The following is a 20,284-nucleotide window of genomic DNA, read 5'->3' as shown; positions in this document are numbered from 1 at the left end:
AGCGAGAAACGGCCCGGGACTGTATCGATCGCCTCGCGAACCGGCGCGGAGCGGTGGGCGACGTAGGACTCGGGGACGTCGTCCGATCCACTGCGGAGCGGATGGTCGTCGGGGCCGAATCGTCCTCAGTCCCCTCCGGAAAGCTCCGCACCACAGTCCGGACACCGCTCGTGGCGCAGCTCCGCGCTCGAGGAGCGGACCTCTCGCATAACCGCGGAGATCCGGTCCTCGGCTTCGAGTTCGTCCTCCACCGATAGCTCGACGCCCTCGACCTCCAGCAGGAACTTCGCGACCTCGGTGGCCTCGTACATCACGTCGTCGAGCTCCTCGGCGGTGAAGAAGTCACACATCGCGCCGTAGAGGAAGGTCGCGCCGGCGGTCCGGACCTTGTCCTCGAAGGACGACCTGGCCTGGTTCACGGCCTGGGGCGTGTAGGTGTCCGTCATGAACGGCACCAGCTCCGGCAGATTCTCGCCGATCTTCGTCATCTCGACGCCGGTCTCGGTGCGGAAGTCCGAGCACAGTCGCGCGATCGCCCACTCGCGGGCGGTGATGTATGTGCGATCGCGGAGGAACTCGTTGACGCGGTCGTACTGCGAGCCGTCGACCTTCTTGAAGCGGTCGTACTTCTGGACGTCGTCGGGGACGCCGGGCTGGTGGCCGTTGTCGGTGGCATCGGACGGTTCCGCGTCGGTCGATGCTTCCTCGTCGGATTCCGCCTCACTTTCGGCGGCGTCGTCTGCGGGCCGTGACGCCGCTTCCGAGTCGGCAGCCCGAGCGCCGGATTCGTCGTCGGTGTCGGTCTCGGCTTCCCCCTCGGAGCCTCCGGATTCGGCATCGGCGTCGTCGGTCGCCTCCTCGGCGTCCAGGGCGCTGGTCACCTGGGGTTCGTCGGGATCGCGAACGAGATCCTCGGGGTTGGGCTCCTCTCCCTCCTGCTCTTCCTTCGCTGCTTCCGTCTCTTCTCCCGCATCTGCCGCCCCTTCGGCGTCTGCGGACGCTCCGTCTGGTGATTCAGTGGCCTGCTGGGTCGGTGGCTCGTCGGGCGAGTCCTCCCGCTCACCAGGCACGCTCTCGCCGTCCGCTCCGTCGCCGGCTGGCTCCCCTGGCTCCGCGTCGTCGCTGTCGGCGTCATCGGTCCGCCCGATGGCTTCGAGCTCCTCCCTGGCGGCGTCGACGTCGGGCTCCTCCTCGCTCCGTGCCGGCGCGAGATCGCCTTCGTCCACCCCGGGCGATTCGTCCGAATCGTCCGCGGTCTGGGCATCATCGGCGTCGTCGGGGGCTCCGTCCGGATCGCGGGCGTCGGGGTCCCGGTCCGCATCGTCGGCGGACGACTCCTCGGTCATGCACCGGGGTTCCCCGCCTGCGAGCAAAAGCGTTGTGCGGTGGGGAGCGCGGAATCGGGTGGATTCGGCCGTTCGGGCGCGGCGCGAGGGGCGCCAGCGACGGTGCCCTCAGTTCGGTAGTGCCACGGCCTCGGACACGTCGATCGGGACGTTGCCGACCTCGAACCCCTCGATCCCGCGATCGGGCCGGGCCCGGATCACCAGCGTCGGCTGGTAGGGCAGGTCGGGGTGTTCGGCGCGAAGCGATCGCCAGGCGTCGTCGGGGAAGCTCGTGCAGTCCACGACGAGTAGTGCGCCGGCGTGCGTGTCGAGCTGGCCGCGGCCCTTCGAGCGGGCGGTCTCCCTGACAGCGGCGATCGGGGTGTTCGCGTTCGTCCGACGGGCTGGAGGCTGTGGCCGCGCGACCTCGACCAACGTGTCGTCGACGCGGTAGTCCAGGGCGTAGCCGCTGCCGAGCTCGATCTCGGGTTCGAGATCGTAGCCGGCGTCGTGGAGCAGCTTGGCGACGGTGAACTCACCCATCGCGGCGCGCATTCGAGTGAGGTCCAGCCGGCCGCTCGTGCCGAGCTTCCCCGCCATGGTCTCGCGGTGGGCTTCCAGCACGCCGCTTTTGAGAAACTCGTCGTAGAAGTCGAGGCCAGCCTCGCGGTTCGCGTTCGGGAACCCCGCGGCGTGCTCCTTGAAGAACTCCAGTGCGGTCTCCGTGCCGTCCTTGCTCATCAACACGGGGAGGAAGAACCACGTGAGATACTCGTAGTCCGCCAGCCACGGCGCGCGATCGTAGAGGTCGACGACCAGCTCACGTCGTGCCCAGCGCGCGAGCTCGAAGGGGACCTCCTCCCAGCCCCGCTTGTTCGTCTTCCAGAGCGCGCTCGGCGTCTCGGTGTTCCCGAGCCAGTACGCCTCGCCGTCGCGCCACGCGAACAGCGCGAGGTCACCGTTGTCGAGTTCGAACCGCGCTGCGTCCCAGCCGTGGAGGTCGTGCTCGGGTTCGACCCACGTCACGCCGGCGTAATCGTCGAGCGACTGATAGAGCTCCCGGCGGACCCGTTTGTCGGACCAGCCGCCGGGATCGAAACGAAATCGAAGCGGGCTCGCCATGGTCGTACTCGGCGTTCGCCCCGGATACCGCTTCCGGGACGGTGATTCACACGGTTTGTGGCCGGAGAGAACTGTATCGGCGGGGGCGGGACCGAGACGCAGGACACTTTGGTTCGCGCCACCAACGTCGTCGCAATGGCCACCGCCGACGCCGGCCACGTCCCCGACGACGCGGAGCTCGACGTGCCCGAGGGCACCGAAATCTACCGGTGTCCCTACTGCGACTACCCCCTCCAGACCGAGCGGCTCTGGGTCCTCCACCTCGGGATCGAGCACGAGTCCGAGATCGACGACGCCCAGCGCCAGCGCTTCGAGGAGGAACGCGACGAGGAGACCCACGACCTGTTCACGCTCCATGTCAAGCTGACCGTCGTCATCATCCTGCTGTACTTCGGGCTCTCCTACTCCTACATGTTCGTCTGGTCCTGAGGGGATCTGTTGCTGGCGCTCCCGTGCTCTCCAATCGCCCAGCAGACACGGGATTCCACCGGACCAGGCGCCGACGCCCTCGCAAATCGAGACCGCTACGCGAGCGACAGAGCCTTGACAATCCTTAAGAGCGCAACCCCGGTAGCCGACACCAACATGAACGTCGTCGTATCCGTGGGCGGCAGCGTGCTCTCGCCGGGGGATCCAGAGCGCGTCGCCGAACACGCGGCCGTGATCGAATCGCTCCGGGAGGCCGGCCACACGATCTCGGTCGTGGTCGGCGGTGGATCGACCGCGCTGGAGTACATCGACGTCGCCCGGGAGCTGGGCGCCAACGAGATGAAACTCGACGAGATCGGAATCGCCGCGACGCGGCTCAACGCCCGACTCCTCATCGAGGCGCTGGGCGACGCGGCCGTCCAGACGCCCGCCGAGACCTACGAGGCAGCGGGCGAGGCCCTCCGCCGGGGTGAGGTCGCGGTGATGGGCGGCGTCGCGCCGGCCCAGACCACCGACGCCGTCAGCGCCGCGCTCGCGGAGTACGTCGACGCCGACTTGCTCGTCTACGGCACCAGCGTCTCCGGGGTCTACACCGCGGATCCGAACGAGGATCCCGACGCCGAGCACATCCCCGAGATCTCCGCGGCTGACCTCGTCGAACGAATCGCCGGGATCACGATGAACGCGGGCGCCGCCGCGCCGGTGGACCTCCTCGCCGCGAAGGTGATCCAGCGCTCGGGTCTGCGCACGATCGTCCTCGACGGCACCGACCCCGAGCGGATCGGTCGTGCCGTCGAGACCGGCGAGCACGAGGGGACCGACGTGCTGCCCGAAAACGGCGGCGCGGATCCAGCCGACTGGGACGAATGAGCACCGACGACGCCGAGGAATCCGGCGAGGGAACGCCGTCGGCTAGCGTTCCCGGCGGAGACGATTCCCCGTCGGCATCCGACGACGCCGATCCCTACACGCTGCAGACGACCGGCGGCGACGAATCCACAGAGGACGAGAGCGCCAGTAACGATCACCACGCGTTCTGGGCCGACGAGATCGCGGATCGAATCGAACGCCGCGATCCCGACGAGCCGATCGTGCTCAAGGGCGGCATCTCGCCGTCGGGGATCCCACACCTCGGCAACGCCAACGAGATCGTCCTCCCCTACTTCGTCGCAGAGGTCCTCCGCGAACGCGATTTCGAGGTCCGACAGGTGTTCACGACGGACGACCGGGATCCGCTGCGGGGACTCCCGCGGAAGCTCGCGGATCTCGACGGCGAGATCGTCGGGCTGGGCGACGTCGACGCCGGCGCGCTCGGCCAGAACCTCGGCAAGCCCTACACCGACATTCCGGACCCCTTCGGCTGCTGTGACTCCTACGGCGCGCACTTCTCGACGCTGATCGCGGGCATCGCCGAGCAGCTCGACGTGCCGATGGACGTCGTCTCGAACACGGAGCTGTACGACTCGGGCGCGTTCGACGACCAGACCCGGCTCGTCCTCGAACGCGAGGACCTCGCCCGCGAGACGCTCGCCGAGTACCAGGACAAGGTCGACGCCGACTACGTGCCGTTCAATCCGATCTGTGCGTCGTGTGGGAAGATCACCGAGACCGTGACGGGCGTCGATCTCGACGCGGCGGATCCGACGGACGACTCTGACGACGGGGGCGACGCTGCTGATCCGATCGGCACCGTCGACTACCGCTGCACCGACCTCGAGGCCGGCGACGACGTCATCGAGGGCTGTGGCTACGAGGGGACCGCCACGCTCCGGCAGGGCAAGCTCCCCTGGCGCTTCGAGTGGGTCGCCCAGTGGGCCGAACTCGGCGTGGACTTCGAGCCATTCGGCAAGGACCACGCCGAGGGCTCCTGGCCCAGCGGCGTCGACATCGCCGAGACCGTCTTCGAGATGGAGCCACCGCTGCCGATGGTCTACGAGTGGTTCACCCTCGACGGCGAGCCCTTTTCCTCCTCCTCGGGCCACGTCGTGCTCGTCTCGGAGGTACTGGAGCTGATCGAGCCGGAGATCCTCCGCTACTTCTTCGCGAAGGACCCCTCGAAGGCCCGGGACTTCTCCATCGAGCGTCTCGACCAGCTCGTCGGCGAGTTCGACCGGCTGGAGCGGCTCTACTTCGCCGCGCAGGGCGGGCTCGATCCGGCGACGCTCACGGACGACCCGCACGCGGTCGAGGGCGTCGACGGTGCGACTGCATCCGAGCTCTCCTTTGCCGAACGGGTCTACCCGTTCCTCGTCGACGAGGTCCGCGAGGAGCGGATCCGGATCCCCTACTCCTTCGCCGCCGTCCTCGGGATGACCGACGATCCCGACCTCCGCGAGGAGATCGCACGCCGCGAGGGGCACATCCCCGACGACGCGCCAGAGTGGGCAGTCGAGGCGGCCCTCGGACGGGTCGAACGCGCCCGTCGGTGGGCCCGCCGGACGGACAACGAGTACAACTACGAGCTCAAGCGCGAGGCGATGCCAACCGTCGAGCTGGATCCGGCAACGGAGGCCGCCCTCGACGACCTCGCCGACTTCATCGCGGCCAACGACGATCCCGAAGCGATCCAGGGTGAAGTCTACGAGGCGGCGAAGCGCCACGACGTCGACGTCGGCAACTTCTTCGCCACCGGCTACCGGCTCTTCTTCGACCAGGAGGAGGGTCCGAAGCTCGGCCAGTTCCTCGCGAAGCTCGACGAGGCGTTCGTCCTGCGGCGGCTGCGGCGTGAAGGGTAATCCGTCGCGTCCGGCGCTAGGCCGCCGGAACTCCAACGGATTCACGGCCCGCTCGACTCACTCCGCGGATAGCTCGGCCGTCAGTTCGTACGTCTGGCCGCGAACCGCGACGAACCGGGTCGTTCCGTCGTAGCCGACGGCGCCCTCTGCGCCGTGCTCGTCGGTCAGCACCACCACGCGCTCGACGCCGGCCTCGAAGGCTGCCAGGGCGTTCCGGAGCCCGGTCGCGTCGCCGAATCCAGATCCGCCCATCACCTGTTCGGGAATGATCCGGTCGACGTCGGCGGCGTCTCCTGGCTCGCTCCGCTCGACGGTCAGCGTCGCGTCGGGCGGATGCTCGCCGTCGCCGTGGGCGTCGGTCGTCACGACGACCTCCGCGCCGTCCTGCTCGATACTCGCGTCGTCGGTGGGTTCGAACGTCACCGGATCGCCAGTCAGCTCGACGAGTGCTCCCGTCTGGTCGGCGGGGTATCCGAAACCGACGACGACGGCGTAGATGCCGGGGCCGAGATAGCCGCGGGTGAGACCTGCGGCACAGCCCAGTCCATCCCCATTGCCGGGCACCGCGGGCCCGTTGAACGCGCGGAGCCGCCAGTCCATCCGCTCCCCGGGCGCGATGGATCGGCAATCGCTGTAGTGGTACCACGGTCCCACTGCGTACCACTCGCCGTCGACGAGCTTGTGGAGGTCCCAGTGGCCACAGCCGGCGGACTCGCGAGCGTTGTAGACGAGTTCGAAGTCGACCGCGCCGTCGAGAGTCACCTGCTCGCGATCCGGCCGGAGCGTGACGCCCGTCGATTCGTCGGCCTCGTGGTACCACTGGATCGATGCCTCCTCGTAGATCGGTGGGACGGTCTGGCCCGCGAAGTACGAGTCGCTCTCGGGCCCGGGCGCGTCGGTGTCCCAGACGGCGATCTCCACGCGCTCGTCGCTGCCCCAGAACTCGTAGATTCCCGTCGGACGGCCCGGCGTCCCTGTCTCGCCGACGAGGAGGTACTCGAGCTGTACCTGTTCGTCGGGGTCGAGCTGCACGTGGTCCTGTATCCAGTCCCCCGCGGCTGCGACCTGCCAGAGTCCCTGTTCGTTCCGCGTACTGTCGGGGACGATCTCCGCGATTTCGTTCTGTTCCGTCGGCACGAGGTGGAGCCGGCCTTCGTGGTCGGCACCGGGGGACGTCTGGCCGTGCGGATCGCCGACGGCGGGGATTCGCTCGAGGTCGAACGTGTTCATGTAGTCGTTCTCGTTCACGAGCCAGCCAGTGAGCCTCGCGGGCGCCTCGGCGGTCGCCGTCCGGTCGAACCAGAGCGCGACGCTCGCGTCGTCGTCCGTGTGGAACTGCGTCGGCGAGAGCGCGCAGGTGCGGCCGATCGTCTCGAGGTCGATCACGCTGGCGAGACCGTCCGGCGGTTCGGGCGATGGTGAACCGTCGTCCCCGTCGTCGGTGCCGTCGCTGTCGGTTCCGTTGGTCCCGTCGGTCTCGGTATCGTTGCCGTCGTCGCTCGCCAGCTGTCCGACACAGCCGGAGAGACCGGCGGTCCCAGCAGCTATCGTCGTGAGGAGGGCTCGACGTCGCATACTCGTCGCTCTCGGGCGGGCGGCAAGTGCCTTCAGTACGGTCAAAAATCGACTGTAGTGACCGGCCGCGTCCGCCAGCCCTATGCCCGGTGACGCCCGACCTGCGTGCAATGAACGTGCTGGTGTGGGTCGTCGTCGGGATCCTGGCCTACTGGCTGCTGGCGGTGACGCTCGACCGGCAGGGCGTGCTGCCCGAGTGGGCCCACGTTAGCGGGCCGCTCCTGACGCTGCACACCCAGCGCGGCAAGCGGTTCCTCGACTGGCTGGCGCGGCCCAAGCGGCTCTGGCGTGCGTGGGCGAACGTCGGTCTCGGCCTCGCGCTCGTCGTGATGGTCCTGTCCTTCCTGTTCGTCCTCCTCTCGGCGATCCTCACGATCCAGAACCCCGGGCCGACGACGCAGGTCACCCAGCCCCGGAACGTCCTCGTCATCCCGGGCTACAACGACTTCCTGCCGTGGGAGGTCGCGCCCGAGATCCTGCTCGGCCTCCTCGTGGGCCTCGTGGTCCACGAGGGCGGCCACGGGCTGCTCTGTCGCGTCGAGGACATCGAGATCGACTCGATGGGCGTGGCGTTGCTCTCGATCGTCCCGATGGGCGCCTTCGTCGAGCCGGATGAAGAGAGCCAGCGGGCGGCGAACCGCGGCGCGAGCGCGCGGATGTTCGCCGCGGGCGTGACGAACAACTTCCTCGTCACCCTGCTCGCGTTCGCGCTCCTCTTCGGGCCGGTGGTGGGCTCGATCGGCGTCGCCGCCGGCGCGGGCGTCGGCGGGTCGCTCTCGGGCTCGCCGGCGGACGAGGCCGGCATCGATGCGGGCGATCGGATCGTCGCTGTAGGCAACGAGTCGGTGGACTCCAACGAGGAGCTCCAGAACCTGCTGGCCAACGACACCTCCGAACAGATCACGATCGAGACGAGCGACGGCCAGCAGCGGAGCCTCGATCGACGGCTGATCGTCACCGCAGCGCTCGAGGACAGCCCGGTCGAGCCGGGCGACGAGATCGTGGCGGTGAACGGAACGGCCGTTCGCACCACGCCCGCGTACGAGGACGCGCTCCGCGCCGGTGGCGAGCGCGCGACGCTCACCGTCGAGAACGACTCGACGACCTTCGAGACGACGATCGTCGCCGGCGGTCGCGTCGGAGTGCTCCCCGGCGATCCGCTCTCGGCGGCCGGCGCCGCCAGCGGTGAGGACCTCACGATCGTCTCGATCGGCGATCGGCGCGTGATCGACTACGAGGACGTCGGCGACGCGATCGACGCCCACGAGCCGGGCGAGACGGTCACGGTCGTCGGGTACGCGGACGGCGAACGCCGGACCTTCGACGTCGAAATGGGCGAGCGCAACGGCGACGCGTTCCTCGGCGTGCAGGGCTACCCCGGCACCGACGGTCTCAGCGTCGACGACCTCGGGGTTCGCTACTACCCGGCCGGCAACTACCTCGCGGTGCTCGGCGGCGACGGGAACGTCGAGGGGATGACGACCGATTCCTTCATCGGCCAGACGCTCTCGGCAATCTTCCTCCCGATCGCCGGCTTCTCGAGTGGCGGCGGGGGCGCACTGCCCTTCAACTTCGCTGGCTTCACCGAGAACGTCCAGAACTTCTACGTGATCGACGGGCCGCTCGAGTTCCTCGGCGGCGGCGTGTTCTGGCTCGCGACGGCACTGTTCTGGATCGGCTGGATCAACGTCAACCTCGGTATCGTCAACCTGATCCCGGCGTTCCCGCTCGACGGCGGCCACCTCCTCCGGACGGCCACGGAGTCGGTCGTCTCGCGGCTGCCGATCGACGCCGACTTCGCGCTGACGAAGCTGATTACCGTCTCCGTCGGGCTGGCGATGGGGCTCGGGTTCGTCGTCATGCTGTTCGGTCCCCGGTACCTGTTCTGAGGGCAGAAACCGCGACCTGGCGGTGGAGAACGCGGGAGCGTGCCGCGGCGGCGAACCGGCGGCTGCCGCTCCTCTGGATCGCAGTCAGTCGTCGTTGCCGACGCCGTGGCGCTCGTAGAACTCCTCGGGCGTCTCCTCGATGCGCTCGAATTCGCCGAAGTCCCGCTCGTGGTGGCGGATCATCTGTTCGATCATCCACGCGCTGAACGTGTCGTCGAAACACCAGGCGTCGGACCGGCAGGGAACCTCGAAGCGGTCGTCGCCGGCGAGGGCGACGTAGACGTGGTAGAAGCCGAGAATGGTGTCCGCGAAGTCGTGGGCCTTCCCGGCGCTCTCTTCCCGGCGATCCTCGAGTTCGTCCGCTCCGGCCGCCGTTAGCTCGAAATACTTGCGGTCGGGCTCGTCCTCGCGTTCGATGCGCTCGGCCCAGCCCTCCTCCTCGAACTTGTAGAGAACGGGGTAGACGGAGCCGTAGGACGGCTCCCAGTGGCCGCCGCTGATCGACTCGATTTCTTTTAGAATCTCGTAGCCGTAGCGTGGCTTCTCCTCCAACAGCTCCAGCACGAGGTAGGAAACCAGCCCCTTCGGGGCACCGCTGTACTCCATTTGTATGTGATGGGTCACGGGCGAGAAAAGGGGTTTCGATTACCGAGACGGGCCAACTGCGACGGATCGGCGATTCGGCGCGCACGCGGAACGCCGTCCACGAGCCAAGCGAACGCCGCTGTGCACGGTCGCCGACGCCGAGGAGCGCTCGTGGAGCGAGGGAATTTTTCGATCGTGGAAGAATTTCGATCGCGGTAATGCTCGATCGTGAAAACGGCCGATCGGAAGGACGGGCGTTCGTGGCCACGATCGATCGGGTGACCCTCGATCGTGGGGGACGATCGTTCGAGGCGACACTCGTCGGGATGCACTCGGCCATGGAGACACTCGACCATAGAGACGCTCGATCAGGGAGACGCTCTAACCGCGAGGGCGCATGGTGGTTCGAGCGGGTCGCTGTGGCGAAGATTCGCCGGTGCAGTGCTCGCCTCGCACTGCGCACGAACGCCCAGTTCGAGCGCCGACTCGCAAGGGACAAAGGCCCCGGCCGAGAACCGTTTCGTATGCCACGACCGCCCGAAACGGACGAGGGCTGGTACGTCCTCCACGACCTCCGGTCGATCGACTGGGACGCCTGGCGCGAGGCGCCCGGCCGGGAGCGCGACCGTGCGATCGCGGAGGGCCGCGAGTATCTCGAAGACGCCGTCGCCGTCGAGGACGCCGACGCGGGCGGCTCCGCGACGTTCGCGGTGCTCGGCCACGAAGCGGACCTGCTGATCCTCCACCTCCGACCGACGCTGGACGACCTCGACTTCCTCGAGCGGCAGTTCGCACAGACGGCGCTCGCCGGGTTCACCGAGCGCACAGCCTCCTACGTCTCGATCACCGAGGCGTCGGGCTACACCGGCGCGGAGGATTACTTCGATCCCGACGCCGAGGCCGATCCGGGGATGCGGAACTACATCGAATCGCGGCTCTATCCCGACCTCCCGGACGCGGAGTTCGTGAGTTTCTACCCGATGGACAAACGCCGCGAGCCCGAGCAGAACTGGTACGATCTCTCCTTCGACGATCGCGCGGAGTTCATGGAGGCCCACGGCGAGATCGGCCGGGAGTACGCCGGTAAGGTGAGCCAGATCATCTCGGGCTCGATCGGGCTCGACGACTTCGAGTGGGGCGTCACGCTCTTCGCCGACGACCCGACGGACGTCAAGGAGTTGCTCTACGAGATGCGCTTCGACCCATCCAGCTCGCGCTTCGCGGAGTTCGGCCCGTTCTACTCCGGCCGGCAGTTCCCGCCTGCGGATCTGGAAGCGTTCCTCGCCGGCGAGCGCGTGCCGACGGCCGACGGGTCGGCCGCCGAGAGCGTCGGTGCGGAAGCGACCGACGGCGACGCTGCGATCGACGGCGACCTCGCCGCGATCGGCGTCGACGCGCCGGCCGACGGACACGCCGTGCTCGTCCGCTCGGAGGCCGACAGCGACGCCGTCCAGTCGGAGGTCGAGGGGCTCCGCGGAAACTTCGAGCACTACGACACCCACCGCGGGACGGAGGTCCACCCGACCGACGACGGTGCCGTCGTCGTCTCCGTCTGGGAGACCGCCTCCGCCGCCGATACGGCGAGCGGGTTCCTCGCGGAGCTCGACGGAGCGATCGAGACCGTCGTCGGCGTGGTCGGTTCGGACGAGGACGTCGTCGACGCCGAAGGAGCCGATCGGGCCGCCGGGGCCGACGGCACCGACGACGCCGCGCGGGACGGTGGCTCCGCGGCGGCGACCGACCACGACCTCCGCGCCGACCTCGAGGAGCAGGGCATCTACGCCGGATCGCCCCACGGCGAAGACGTCTACGCGCTCGTGCTCTACTCCGAAGCCGACGATGCCGCGCTCGCCGAGGCCGTCGACGACCTCGCGGACGGGTTCGATCGCTACGACACGCACCGCGGCACCGAGGTCTACGAGGCCGAGGACGCCCACCCCGCGGTCGTCTCGCTGTGGGACACCGAGGACGCCGCGGAGACCGCCAGCGAGTACCTCTCGGATCTCCCGGGGATCGTCCGCGAGGCCGGCGAGGGCGAGGGCTTTGGCACGATGGGGATGTTCTACACGGTCAAGCCGGAGTACCGCGAGGAGTTCCAGGAGCAGTTCGCGACCGTCGGCGAGCTCCTCGGGGACATGGACGGCCACCGAGAGACGACGCTCTACGCGAACCGCGAGGACGCCAACGACATGTTCATCGCTTCGCAGTGGGCCGCGAAGGAGGACGCGATGGCGTTCTTCCGCTCCGACGCGTTCGCCGACACCGTCGAGTGGGGCCGCGACGTGCTCGCGGATCGGCCGCGGCACGTGTTCCTGGCCTGAGGACGACAGACGCGAAGCGGTGCGCTTCGGTACCGAACCACACGGAACGACGACGTTCTTAGGCGGACCAAAACCCTTTTTGCTTTAGGTGTGCCTAATTTCTTCCAGAGATGGAATCCGTCGACGCGAACGACGTCGAAACTGCTGTGGAGGGGGAGGATGGGAGTTCGACAGAGATCTGTATGGCCGAGAGCTGTCCCGGACGGACCGTCTTCTCCGAACGGGACAATCCCGACGGCTGGATCGGCACCGATCTCACCGTCGAGGTCGAGCCCTAGCACGGGATTCTGCGGGATTTTCTCACTCTGGACGTCCTCGAGCGACGTGCTCCTCTGAATTGGCGCTTGCGTGATCGACTCGACTACTGAGGAAATCAGAGTGGGCGTGGGAGCTGGCTTGATTGCAGCTCGCCACGGAAGCCCCCTCCCGCTCGCGGATTCTAACTCGCTGCGCTCCTCGGCTCACTACGCTCGCCTCCGGTGCTTACTTCGTTACAATCCGCGAGCGGTCGGCCCCTTCCGAAGTCCCACCCGGTGGATTTTGGGAGGGTCTTCGCTCCGGTGGATCACCCCAGAGAGTGGAGCTAGCGGGCGATTCCCAGTGCTGAACGCGCCCGATTTCCCGCCGCGCTTCGCTCCTCGAACCTTTCTCAGGGAGGTACTGGAAAGGGCCGATCGCTCGTCGGTTTAGGCGAAGGTGAGCCGAGCGAATGCGAGGCGAACGTCGAAACGCGAGTGTCAACGAGCGTTTCGGAATAAGCACCGCAGGCGAGCGTCAGCGAGCCGAGGAGCACAGCGAGCGTACACCGTCGAGAGGGAGGGGGCTGTCGCGGGCCACGCCCGCGGCGTCCTGGCGAGCAACAGCGAGCCAGGGCTCGTCGATCTACGATCGACGGCGTCGGGGGATCTCTGATCTCCCGGTATCCAAGCTGTTTGTTGTCGAAGCCACTCCGCGGTCAGCAATTGCAATACTCAGTAGTCCAGTCGAGCACCGATCCAGTCGCGAGCAGATCGGCGGACCGACGACTGTACCAGCAGCTACCGAAAGACGGAGCGACGAAAAATCGACGTCGCTACGCGGCGGTCGTCGGCCGGGCTACTCCATCGCGCCCTCGAAGACGAGGGTGTCGTCCTCGAGGTAGTGCTCGATGTGGTGGGCGTGTTCCTCGGTCGTCTCGAGGATCTCGCGCAGCTCCTCCTCGGTCGCGTAGTCGCCGAGGTTGTTCGCGAGCGCGATGTGCTCGCGGAGCGACTCGATCACGTCGCCGTACAGCTCCATGTCGTTGGCGAGGGACGTCCGGATGTCGTAGACGTCGTCGTCCTCGGGCTCGATGGAGGCGTGGTCCTCGAAGGTGGCGCCGCCGGAGAGCGGGACGCCGCCGAGGGCCTGCACGCGCTCGGCGAGGACGTCTGCGGCCTCCTCGGCGTCCATCGCAGCGTCGCCGAGGAACAGGTGGAGGTCGCGGAACTCGGCGCCTTCGACGATCCAGTGGTGCTTCTTCAGCTGGTGGTAGAGGACGTACGTGTCCGCGAGGTCGGTCTGGAGGGCCTCGACGATCTCCTCGGCCTTGTCTGCGGGCATCCGCAGCGCTTCGCTGCCCTCGACGGTGCCGGCCTCCTGACGGACGGTCTTCTGTGTGCTCATGTGCGTCTCCAACTACGGCCCCATCACACTTAAAGATTCACTTCCAGAAAAGGGAAGTTCGATCTATTAAAAGATATGTTTACGATTGCACAATCGATGTCCGGTAGAGCGGGGCCTCGGTCCCGGTGCCATGGCGAGCGTTTCATCACCCGTGACTGCACACGACCGTCCATGACCAACGGGCAGCCACTCGTCGCGGGCGAGACGCTGATCGACTTCGTGCCGGCGACGGACGATCCCCTCGCCGAGGTCGAGTCCTTCGATCGCCGCGCCGGGGGCGCGCCCGCGAACGTTGCCGTCGGCCTCTCGCGGCTCGGCCGGCCACCGCTGTTCTGGACGCGCGTCGGATCAGATCCGTTCGGCGACTATCTCGCGGACCGGCTCGAGCGAGAGGACGTTCCGCAGCGCTTCGTCGAGCGCGACGGGGACGCTCCGACCACGCTCGCGTTCGTCAGCGGCGCGGAATCGGGCCCGCGCTTTACCTTCTACCGCGACGCCACCGCCGACACGCGGCTCCAGGACGGGACCGTCCCCGACGAAACCCTCGCGTCCGTCCCGTGGGTCCACGTCGGTGGCGTCGCGCTCGCCGACGAGCCTGCGCGGAGTGCGACGCTCGATCTCCTCGAACGGGCAGTCGGGGCCGGGTGCACGGTCTCCTTCGACCCGAACGTCCGGCCCGAGCTCTGGGGGAACGAGGCCGAGCTGGCGACGGTCTGTGGCTGGGCTGTCGACCACACGGACGTGCTGATCGCGACGCCAGCGGAGCTCCGGACGCTCGGCTGTGCGGGCGAGGACCCGGCGAGCCTGACCGAGAGTGCGACGGAGCTCGGCCCCCACACGGTCGTCTCGACGCTCGGCGCCGCCGGATCGCTGGCAACCGCCACCGCCGACGCTCCCTGGGGCGCCGCGACGGCCGACCACGGCGGCTACGAGATCGACGCGATCGACGACACCGGGGCCGGGGACGCCTTCACCGCAGGACTGATCGACGCACTCCTCGATTCGACGGCGGAATCCACCGACTCACGGCCGCTCGAGGACGCGCTGGCGTTCGCCAACGCCGTCGCCGCGTCTTCGACGACCGAGCGTGGTGCGATGGAGGCGCTGCCCACGAAGGCAGCGGTCGCGACGCTGCTGGAGGAGTAGTTCGGACCGGTTGCGATCGATACTACCGGAGGGGCGTCGACGCCGCACGCGATCAGACGTCACGCGATCAGGCGTCGCCGTCCGCCTCGACGGCCCGCGCCTCGGCTTCGCTCGGCGGCTCGGAGCGCTCGGCGAACCCCGCGGAGATCACCCGAATGAGCGCGTCCTCGACGGACTCGTCGGCGGGGATGATGCGCGACTCGTCGAGTTCGATCACCCAGCCGACGAAGATCACCGGCGACGCGGGGACGTAGACGGTCGTCCGACCGTCCTCGGTGTCCCGGCCGGTCGGGAACGCGGTCATCCTGGCGTCGTTCCAGAGCTCGACCTTCGCTGGCGAGGTCAGGTCGACGTCCTCGTCGACGACGGTCTCCATCGCAATCTTGGAGGCGTTGTAGACCACCCGGAAGCCGGGCAGGTGGTTGACGCTCGCCTCGATCCGGGCGTCGAGGAAGGGCCCGAGCTTGGTGCGCATCAGCCAGGAGGAGACGAGCAGAGCGCCGAGGAGAAGCCCGATGGTGAGGAGCGCGCGAGCGATGGCCGGATCGAGCACGTCGAGGAACGTGATCCGGCGGGCGATGGTCCCCATCAGCGGGACGCCCGCGACGAAGTTGAAGATCCACCAGAGGGTGTACGCCGTCGCGAACAGGGGCGTCAGGACGATGAGCCCGCTGGCGGCGTCACGCTTGACGGAGGACCACACGGGCCGTGGTTACGCGGCCACCGTTATCGGTGTTTTCGTATCGGCCGGTTCGGAGCGCGTCGTTGCCAGAGGAAACGAGTGAGAGAACCGCTGCAGACGGGTGGTCCGGCGTCGGAGCTCAGGGATTCGGATCGAAGATCTCCGGGCGCTCCTCGCCGCTCACCTGGACGACGCCCAGGGCGCCCTTGCGCGCGGCCCGCGTGAGCGCGTGGTCCACGATCTTGATCGGCTGCGGGACCGGCGTGTCGATCTCGGCCGCTGCCACGGTGCCGGGACCGACCGGGCAGGTCTCGACGTACTTGTCCGGGGGCGACGCGAGGGAGCCGTCCCGGTAGAGGTTCGTCCAGACGTTGCCGATCGCGTGCCAGGAGCTGGTGAGATTCGGCCCGCCGTTGGAGAGGAAGATCCGGACGGTCTCGTCCTGCTCCACCTCGATCGGGCCGTACCGGTCGCTCGTGAACGCGTGGGGCTCGCCGTTGAACGTCACGTAAGTCGGCTCCTCGTTTTTCATCGCCTCGAAGTCGAACTTGTGGTGGCCCTCCTCGCCGGGATCGCCGTTCGTGTAGATCTCGTTCTGGCCGAAGAACAGCTCCCGATCGACCTCGGGGAGCCCCTCCTTGGGCTCGACCAGGATCGCGCCGTACATCCCGGCGCTGATGTGCTGGTCCATGTTCGCCACGGCGCAGTGGTAGATGTGGACCCCGGGGTACATCGCCTTGAAGCTGATCGAGGCGGACTCGCCGGGCGAGATCGTGGTGTCCTCTGCCCCGCCGCCGGGGCCGTAGCACGCGTGGAAGTCGATGTTGTGCGGGAGGCTGTTCTCCTCGGAGCTCTCGAGGGTGAGGTTCACCGTGTCACCGCGTCGGACCCGGATCATCGGCCCGGGAACGCGCCCCTCGAAGGTCATGAAGTCGAACGTGACGCCGGGCTCGAGCTCGGCCGTCACCTCCTCGGTGGTCAGCGTGACGTCGTGCTCGCGCGGGCTCGTCCAGTCGACCGGATCCGGAACGTCGGTCGGATCCGCAGCCACGCGGTCGACGTCCGTGGACTTGGCCGCGTCGAGCGGTTCGTCCTGGGTCGCCGGATCGGTCTCGTTCGCACTGACGGAGCCGTCCTCCGGTGCCGAGATACAGCCTGCCAGGCCGAGCGCTGCGCCCGCACCGAGTGCCGTCATGATCCCCCGTCGGGAGCTATCTGGGAATTCCATGGGTGGTCACCTCTACACCTCTATCTCGGTGCTGCTGTCCATATACCGGGGGCGCCAGTTCCTGTCTCCCGGGCGAGACCCCGGATATGTTCACCGAATCTCCAGTATCTGGGAATCAGTAGACGGGGCGACCGAAACCGCCGAATTCAGGCGGGAACGAGCGTTTCGGCACCGAACACGTTCAGGGCGATCTCGGTTCGACACGCTCTCCACTGGGGCGTCCAGGCTCGCGAGACTGGAACGTCGACGACGGAATCGCGAACTCAAACGTGGACAGCGGAATCGTGAACGCGAACGTCGACGGCAGAACTGGGGACGGGAACGGGGCTCCCGGATCAAGGAGCGCCCCGGACGCGGAACGACCACCGGATACGGTCTGTGGCGACCGCGTCGGAGCATGCGACAGTCCGGACTCGCCGCCGAGTCGAACGACCGACAGAGTAACCGGGACGTACTGCCAAGCGCACTGCGTGCAGCAGGGGACCACGCTCCCGGGGGTCGAGACCGGCGAGGACGAGGAGCGCATCGTCGTCCACGTCGACCTCGACTGCTTCTACGCGGCCTGCGAGCGGCTCCGCGAGCCCGAACTCGAGGGCGAGCCGCTGGTGGTCGGCATGGGCTACGAAGCCGGCCAGCCCGACGGCGCGGTCGCCACCGCCAGCTACGAGGCCCGCGAGTACGGCGTCGAGAGCGCGCAGGCCATCTCGACCGCCCTGGATCGGCTCCCGCGGGCAGAGACGGCAGCCGACGATACGTCCGACGCCGACGGGCCCGACGGCGATCCCGACGCCGTTGGACACTACCGCCCGGTCGACATGGGGTACTACGAGTCGATCGCCGCCGACGTCAAGGACGTCCTCCACGACTGCGCGGAGACGGTGCGAGAGGTGTCGATCGACGAGGCCTACCTCGACGTCACCGAGCGGACCGACTGGTCCGTCGTCGAGGGGTACGCCCGCCACGTCAAACAGCGGATCGATCGCGAGATCGGGCTCACGGCCAGCGTCGGCGTCGCGCCGACGATGCACGCGGCGAAGGTCGCCTCCGATCACGACAAACCCGACGGCCTGGTCGTCGTCGAACCCGGCGAGGTCGAGTCCTTTCTCGCACCGCTCCCGATCGACGAACTCCACGGCATCGGCCCCGTGACGGCTCGAACCCTGCGCGAACACGGCATCGAGACCGTCGCCGACCTCGCCGACGCCGACCGGGAGTGGGTCGTCGAGCAGTGGGGCGATCGCGGCGGCGAACTCCACGACAGGGCCCGCGGCGTCGATCCGCGGAGCGTCGAGCCGCGGGGCCGTCCGAAGAGCCTCTCGCGGGAATCGTCCTTCGGCGGGGCCGAGGACGATCCCGACGCCGTCGAGGAGCGGATCAGGGCGCTCGCCGAGGCCGTCGCCGACCGCGCTCGCTCCAAAGCAGCGCTCTATCGCACGATCGGCATCAAGGTCGTGCTCCCGCCCTTCGACGTCAACACCCGGGCGCGATCGCTGCCGGGCCCTGTCGACGACCCCGACCTCGTCGAGAGCGTGGCGCTCGACTTGCTCACGGAGTTCGACGGCGAGACGCCCCGCAAAGTCGGGGTACGCGTCTCGAACCTCTCCTTCGCCGACGCGGATCAGTCCACACTCGGGGGCTGGGACGACGAGCAGTCCGCTGCGGCGCTGGATCCAGCGACCGCGAGTGCCGCGTCCGACGACGACGCTGTCGATGGCGACAGGACAGCTGCCGCGGAGAACGCCGGCGGAGACGACGAAGCCGACGGACCGGCGGACGGCAGCGCCGACGGCAGCCCAGCTGGCGCTGAAGCCGCTGCAGACGCAGCCGCCGAAGACGCTGCGTCGGCGGAGTCGCCCGAATCGACCGACGACGAGCGTCCCGGGCAGTCCGTGCTCGATCGAGTCTGGTCTGACGGGCCGGCCGAGCACACCGATCCCGAGCCGATCGGGCAGCCCCCGGATCAGACCACGCTCTCGGAGTTCGAGTGAGTGCTCACCGATCGAACTATTTTCCACAGATATTCGCAGGTATGGAACTACCCCGACGCCGTCCCATGGAAATTATAAACCTGGACCCGTTCCCGCTGGGTATGGAGGGCATCTCGCATGGCGGATGACTTCTACGCGCTCCTCGAGGTGCCCCGGGACGCGTCGCAAGACGAGATCAAGACCGCGTTCCGGACGAAGGTCCGCGAGTACCACCCGGACCACAACGACGATCCCCGCGCCAACGCCCAGTTCACGGCGGTGAAGAAGGCCTACGACACGCTGGGGGACCCCGTCGAGCGCAACGCCTACGACCGGATGGGACACATCGACTACGTCGCGAAGCGCCTCTCCGGACTGCCGGATCCCGACAAGTGGGCGCCGGACGCTGACGACGACAGTTCGACCGCGAGCAGTAGTTCGGGCTCGACGGGGTCGAGCCGAACGTCGACGTCCGGAGGAAGCACGGCGACCGGAGCCTCGTCGGGGGCGACCGGGGGCAGCAGTTCCACCGCGTCGACCTCGACCAGCACCGGCGGCCGCTCCGCGAGCGCGGCCGGTAGTTCCTCGACGGGCAACGCAGGCTCCTCCGGCGGGGCCTCGACGAGCTCACCGTCGAGCAGCGCCCAGCGGACGGCGTCGGACGGCGCCGGCGCGACGGCCTCGGGGCGGAGCGTCGCGTACGCCGACGATCCGATCGTCGACTTCGTCGCTCGCCACAACTGGGTGCGGAAGGCCGTCGGCTGGCCACTGCTGTACTTCGTGATGGCCATCTACGCGGCCGGGCTCGGGGCCGTCGTCGGGGCCAACGCCGACGCCGTCGGGTCGCTCGTCGATCGGATCACTGCGGCCGGGACCGACACCGACGCGCTCGCTGGCGCCTTCGAGCGCGAGGGCGTCCCGATCGTCTACGAGGCGACGATCGGCGAGTTCGTCGCCGGCTCGACGCCGGAGCCGACCGTGATCGCCGGTACCGTCCTCCTCGCGCTCGGCGCGCTGGTGCTCCCGGCCGTCGTCTTCCTTCTCGTCTACCTCACCCGGCTCTCCGCGGGCTGGAAGCCGACCTATCTCTATCCGCTCGCGGTGCTCGGACCGCTCGCCGGGCTGGCCGCCGGTGCCGCGGTTGAGGTTCCACTGGCCGCCGAGCTCGCGCTGTTCGGCCTCCTTCCCTTCGGCGCGCTGCTGGTGATGGTGTTGAGCGCGTTCGTGCGACCGAAGCTCAAGGCGGCGCTGTTCTCCTGACGCACAGTAACTGCTTGGCTTGCCGCCGTGAACTGTAGCGAGCCGTCCACGCAATTGCACGCTCCACCGGAACGTCGTGAGCTTACGCCGATCTCACCGGGTGGGACTGAGCAGGATCTCCGATCCTGCGAAGGTCGGAAGAGCTTGCTCTTCCGGAACTGGAAGGGGCCGACAGCTCGTCGATAGCTGACGAAGGTGAGCCGAGCACCGCGAGGCGAACCTCGACAGACGAGCGTAGCGAGTCTGTCGGTGTAAGCACGACCGAGCGATAGCGAGGTCGCGCGCAGCGAGTGTTCCGCGAGCGTACGCGAGCGGAACGTCGGAAGACGAGCGAAGCGAGTCTTCCGGAACAGGATCGACGAGCGGTCGGGGGCTG

General features: G+C 68.2%; 16 protein-coding genes. 9 read left to right on the top strand and 7 right to left on the bottom strand.

Annotated elements, in window-relative coordinates; all coding sequences use genetic code 11:
• Window positions 1–125: 125 nt before the first annotated feature.
• Entirely contained in the window at window positions 126–869 is a 744-nt protein-coding gene (locus ACZ5KP_RS11215; RefSeq protein ID WP_460923401.1) for a DUF5806 family protein, read from the bottom strand.
• Between the two features lie 585 nt (window positions 870–1,454).
• Window positions 1,455–2,447, bottom strand: coding sequence for a DUF5784 family protein (locus ACZ5KP_RS11210; RefSeq protein ID WP_460921353.1), 993 nt, complete (start codon window positions 2,445–2,447; stop codon window positions 1,455–1,457).
• 135 nt (window positions 2,448–2,582) lie between these two features.
• Between ACZ5KP_RS11210 and ACZ5KP_RS11205 the strand changes: the two genes are divergently transcribed.
• The 3 genes from ACZ5KP_RS11205 to lysS all read left to right on the top strand — a co-directional run bounded on the left by ACZ5KP_RS11205 (window position 2,583) and on the right by lysS (window position 5,611).
• Window positions 2,583–2,876 (top strand): DUF7410 domain-containing protein, encoded by a 294-nt coding sequence (locus ACZ5KP_RS11205; protein WP_460921356.1) that lies wholly within the window; start codon window positions 2,583–2,585, stop codon window positions 2,874–2,876.
• A 156-nt stretch (window positions 2,877–3,032) separates the two neighbouring features.
• Window positions 3,033–3,746, top strand: a complete 714-nt coding sequence (gene pyrH, locus ACZ5KP_RS11200; protein ID WP_460921359.1) for a UMP kinase — start codon at window positions 3,033–3,035, stop codon at window positions 3,744–3,746.
• A complete protein-coding gene (lysS, locus tag ACZ5KP_RS11195) occupies window positions 3,743–5,611 on the top strand; it encodes a lysine--tRNA ligase (RefSeq protein ID WP_460921361.1) in 1,869 nt (622 codons plus the stop codon). Before pyrH ends, lysS begins: the two co-directional genes overlap by 4 nt.
• Window positions 5,612–5,668: 57 nt before the next feature.
• On the opposite strand, the gene ACZ5KP_RS11190 is transcribed toward lysS, so the two are convergent.
• Complete coding sequence (locus ACZ5KP_RS11190; protein WP_460921363.1) at window positions 5,669–7,186, bottom strand: hypothetical protein; 1,518 nt, start codon at window positions 7,184–7,186, stop codon at window positions 5,669–5,671.
• Window positions 7,187–7,296: 110 nt separating this feature from the next.
• Between ACZ5KP_RS11190 and ACZ5KP_RS11185 the strand changes: the two genes are divergently transcribed.
• Window positions 7,297–9,075, top strand: a complete 1,779-nt coding sequence (locus ACZ5KP_RS11185) for a PDZ domain-containing protein (RefSeq protein WP_460921366.1) — start codon at window positions 7,297–7,299, stop codon at window positions 9,073–9,075.
• A gap of 84 nt (window positions 9,076–9,159) precedes the next feature.
• Here ACZ5KP_RS11185 and ACZ5KP_RS11180 read toward each other — a convergent pair whose 3' ends face one another.
• Window positions 9,160–9,681 carry a PadR family transcriptional regulator gene (locus ACZ5KP_RS11180; RefSeq protein ID WP_460921367.1) on the bottom strand — a complete coding sequence of 174 codons (522 nt, stop codon included), beginning with the start codon at window positions 9,679–9,681 and terminating at the stop codon, window positions 9,160–9,162.
• A gap of 503 nt (window positions 9,682–10,184) precedes the next feature.
• Here ACZ5KP_RS11180 and ACZ5KP_RS11175 point away from each other — a divergent pair.
• Both ACZ5KP_RS11175 and ACZ5KP_RS11170 read left to right on the top strand, forming a co-directional pair.
• Window positions 10,185–11,981 (top strand): heme-binding protein, encoded by a 1,797-nt coding sequence (locus tag ACZ5KP_RS11175; RefSeq protein ID WP_460921369.1) that lies wholly within the window; start codon window positions 10,185–10,187, stop codon window positions 11,979–11,981.
• Between the two features lie 110 nt (window positions 11,982–12,091).
• Window positions 12,092–12,259: a hypothetical protein gene (locus ACZ5KP_RS11170; protein ID WP_460921370.1), complete on the top strand. Its 168-nt coding sequence runs from the start codon at window positions 12,092–12,094 to the stop codon at window positions 12,257–12,259.
• A gap of 817 nt (window positions 12,260–13,076) precedes the next feature.
• On the opposite strand, the gene dpsA is transcribed toward ACZ5KP_RS11170, so the two are convergent.
• Window positions 13,077–13,625: a DNA starvation/stationary phase protection protein DpsA gene (gene dpsA / locus ACZ5KP_RS11165; RefSeq protein WP_460921372.1), complete on the bottom strand. Its 549-nt coding sequence runs from the start codon at window positions 13,623–13,625 to the stop codon at window positions 13,077–13,079.
• 171 nt (window positions 13,626–13,796) lie between these two features.
• On the opposite strand from dpsA, the gene ACZ5KP_RS11160 reads away from it, so the two are divergent.
• A complete protein-coding gene (locus tag ACZ5KP_RS11160) occupies window positions 13,797–14,771 on the top strand; it encodes a carbohydrate kinase family protein (RefSeq protein WP_460921375.1) in 975 nt (324 codons plus the stop codon).
• A gap of 67 nt (window positions 14,772–14,838) precedes the next feature.
• On the opposite strand, the gene ACZ5KP_RS11155 is transcribed toward ACZ5KP_RS11160, so the two are convergent.
• Window positions 14,839–15,474: a DUF502 domain-containing protein gene (locus tag ACZ5KP_RS11155; protein ID WP_460921377.1), complete on the bottom strand. Its 636-nt coding sequence runs from the start codon at window positions 15,472–15,474 to the stop codon at window positions 14,839–14,841.
• A gap of 118 nt (window positions 15,475–15,592) precedes the next feature.
• Window positions 15,593–16,681: a copper-containing nitrite reductase gene (gene nirK, locus ACZ5KP_RS11150; protein WP_460921379.1), complete on the bottom strand. Its 1,089-nt coding sequence runs from the start codon at window positions 16,679–16,681 to the stop codon at window positions 15,593–15,595.
• A 470-nt stretch (window positions 16,682–17,151) separates the two neighbouring features.
• On the opposite strand from nirK, the gene ACZ5KP_RS11145 reads away from it, so the two are divergent.
• Both ACZ5KP_RS11145 and ACZ5KP_RS11140 read left to right on the top strand, forming a co-directional pair.
• Window positions 17,152–18,669: a DNA polymerase Y family protein gene (locus ACZ5KP_RS11145; protein ID WP_460921382.1), complete on the top strand. Its 1,518-nt coding sequence runs from the start codon at window positions 17,152–17,154 to the stop codon at window positions 18,667–18,669.
• A 117-nt stretch (window positions 18,670–18,786) separates the two neighbouring features.
• Entirely contained in the window at window positions 18,787–19,908 is a 1,122-nt protein-coding gene (locus ACZ5KP_RS11140) for a DnaJ domain-containing protein (protein WP_460921384.1), read from the top strand.
• Window positions 19,909–20,284 lie beyond the last annotated feature (376 nt).

This window comes from Salinarchaeum chitinilyticum (genome assembly GCF_055390775.1).
The sequence above is the reverse complement of the archived record's forward strand: the minus strand, read 5'-3'. Positions and strand labels throughout refer to the sequence as shown.

Bases quoted from the DNA above. Each gene is read 5' to 3' on its own strand.
- nirK (WP_460921379.1), bottom strand. From the start codon at position 16,681: ATGGAATTCCCAGATAGCTCCCGACGGGGGATCATGACGGCACTCGGT.
- ACZ5KP_RS11205 (WP_460921356.1), top strand. From the start codon at position 2,583: ATGGCCACCGCCGACGCCGGCCACGTCCCCGACGACGCGGAGCTCGAC.
- ACZ5KP_RS11210 (WP_460921353.1), bottom strand. From the start codon at position 2,447: ATGGCGAGCCCGCTTCGATTTCGTTTCGATCCCGGCGGCTGGTCCGAC.
- pyrH (WP_460921359.1), top strand. From the start codon at position 3,033: ATGAACGTCGTCGTATCCGTGGGCGGCAGCGTGCTCTCGCCGGGGGAT.
- ACZ5KP_RS11180 (WP_460921367.1), bottom strand. From the start codon at position 9,681: ATGGAGTACAGCGGTGCCCCGAAGGGGCTGGTTTCCTACCTCGTGCTG.
- ACZ5KP_RS11185 (WP_460921366.1), top strand. From the start codon at position 7,297: ATGAACGTGCTGGTGTGGGTCGTCGTCGGGATCCTGGCCTACTGGCTG.
- ACZ5KP_RS11160 (WP_460921375.1), top strand. From the start codon at position 13,797: ATGACCAACGGGCAGCCACTCGTCGCGGGCGAGACGCTGATCGACTTC.
- dpsA (WP_460921372.1), bottom strand. From the start codon at position 13,625: ATGAGCACACAGAAGACCGTCCGTCAGGAGGCCGGCACCGTCGAGGGC.
- ACZ5KP_RS11175 (WP_460921369.1), top strand. From the start codon at position 10,185: ATGCCACGACCGCCCGAAACGGACGAGGGCTGGTACGTCCTCCACGAC.
- ACZ5KP_RS11170 (WP_460921370.1), top strand. From the start codon at position 12,092: ATGGAATCCGTCGACGCGAACGACGTCGAAACTGCTGTGGAGGGGGAG.
- ACZ5KP_RS11140 (WP_460921384.1), top strand. From the start codon at position 18,787: ATGGCGGATGACTTCTACGCGCTCCTCGAGGTGCCCCGGGACGCGTCG.
- lysS (WP_460921361.1), top strand. From the start codon at position 3,743: ATGAGCACCGACGACGCCGAGGAATCCGGCGAGGGAACGCCGTCGGCT.
- ACZ5KP_RS11190 (WP_460921363.1), bottom strand. From the start codon at position 7,186: ATGCGACGTCGAGCCCTCCTCACGACGATAGCTGCTGGGACCGCCGGT.